General features: G+C 65.6%; 1 protein-coding gene. It reads left to right on the forward strand.

Features of this window, described 5'->3' with window-relative positions; all coding sequences use genetic code 11:
* Positions 1 to 744 precede the first annotated feature (744 nt).
* A partial coding sequence (gene argG, locus AC1D01_RS32045) for an argininosuccinate synthase (protein ID WP_477873545.1) occupies positions 745 to 2,031 on the forward strand: 1,287 nt, incomplete at its 3' end.

A 2,031-nucleotide genomic window follows, 5' to 3' on the forward strand; every position in this document is an offset into this window, starting at 1 on the left:
GTGTAGGTCTCGGTGACGCCACGGCTGTCGGTGCGGGTCTTCAGACGCCGCGCCGCGTCGTAGGTGATGTTGGTGATACCGGTGTCCGGGCTGATCAGCTGCGTCGCATCGCCAAAACCGTTGCGCGGGTACTGCGTGACCAGGTTGCGCGGGTCGGTCACCTTSGTCGGSCGKCCWCCKCCGTCRTACTCGATCRCSGTCTTGCCRTTCTTCGGGTCGGTCAGMTCCTTCACRCGGTASTGCGSGTCGTAGCCCACACGCGTCTGGATGTTCAGGCCGCCCGGATCGCGGGTGATCTTGGTGACGTTTCCTTCGGCGTCGTATTCATAGGCGCGGACTGGCGTTGGCGACACCGGCGGAGGCGGGATATCGGCGTGGCATGGGACAGCAGGCAGAAGCAGGCAGGTCGCAACAGCAAAGACCCCTGCGTGGGTCGTCGTGTTCATCGTCGGATTTCAGTAGGTGGTTGAGCATTCGCGCTGCCACACCCTCTCGAGGGGACTGCCTGGCAAGCGCACTGCGCGCATTGAAGCGCCGAGCTGGAGCGACGACAAGCATGGTCTGCATCGATGACATGCACCGACAAAGCCCGTATCTGCGCGCGCCCGCGCAAATACAAAATCAGTGTGCAGAAACGATGGAGGCTTCGTGCCAAACGAGCCTCGGCGGGACTGGATGAAAAAAGACCGAAAATAGCGGCCCGCCCCGCTCGTCGGACCCTTTCCCCTCTCTCGAAGACCCCAGATGGCCACCATCCTCCAGAACCTGCCCCTCGGGCAGAAAGTCGGCATCGCCTTCTCCGGCGGCCTGGACACCAGCGCCGCGCTGCACTGGATGAAGCTCAAGGGCGCCTTGCCCTATGCCTACACTGCCAACCTCGGCCAGCCCGACGAGCCCGACTACGACGAGATCCCGCGCAAGGCGATGCAGTACGGCGCCGAGAAGGCCCGCCTGGTCGATTGCCGGCTGCAGCTGGCCAATGAAGGCATCGCCGCGCTGCAGGCCGGCGCCTTCCACATCTCCACCGCCGGCATCACCTACTTCAACACCACGCCGCTCGGCCGCGCGGTCACCGGCACGATGCTGGTCGCCGCGATGAAGGAGGACGACGTCAACATCTGGGGCGACGGCAGCACCTTCAAGGGCAACGACATCGAGCGCTTCTACCGCTACGGCCTGCTGACCAACCCGAACCTGAAGATCTACAAGCCCTGGCTCGACCAGCTGTTCATCGACGAGCTGGGCGGCCGCGCCGAGATGTCGGCCTTCATGACGAAGGCCGGCTTCGGCTACAAGATGTCGGCCGAGAAGGCCTACTCCACCGACTCCAACATGCTCGGCGCCACGCACGAGGCGAAGGACCTGGAGCACCTGAACAGCGGCATCCGCATCGTCAACCCGATCATGGGCGTGGCCTTCTGGCGCGACGACGTGGCGGTGAAGGCCGAGGAGGTCACGGTGCGCTTCGAAGAGGGCCGCCCGGTCGCGTTGAACGGGCAGGGCTTCACCGACCCGGTGGCGCTGTTCCTCGAGGCCAACCGCATCGGCGGCCGCCACGGCCTGGGCATGAGCGACCAGATCGAGAACCGCATCATCGAGGCCAAGAGCCGCGGCATCTACGAGGCGCCGGGCCTCGCGCTGCTGCACATCGCCTACGAGCGCCTCGTGACCGGCATCCACAACGAGGACACCATCGAGCAGTACCGCATGAACGGCCTGAAGCTCGGCCGGCTGCTGTACCAGGGCCGCTGGTTCGACCCGCAGGCCATCATGCTGCGCGAGACCGCGCAGCGCTGGGTGGCGCGCGCCGTCACCGGCGAGGTGACGGTGGAGCTGCGCCGCGGCAACGACTACTCGATCCTCAACACCGAGAGCCCGAACCTGACCTACGCGCCGGAGCGGCTGTCGATGGAGAAGGTCGAGAATGCGCCGTTCTCGCCGCTGGACCGCATCGGCCAGCTGACGATGCGCAACCTCGACATCGCCGACACGCGCGAGAAGCTGATGGTGTATGCGCAGGCGGGGTTGCTG

This window comes from Rhizobacter sp. P3_B12, from assembly GCF_056402895.1.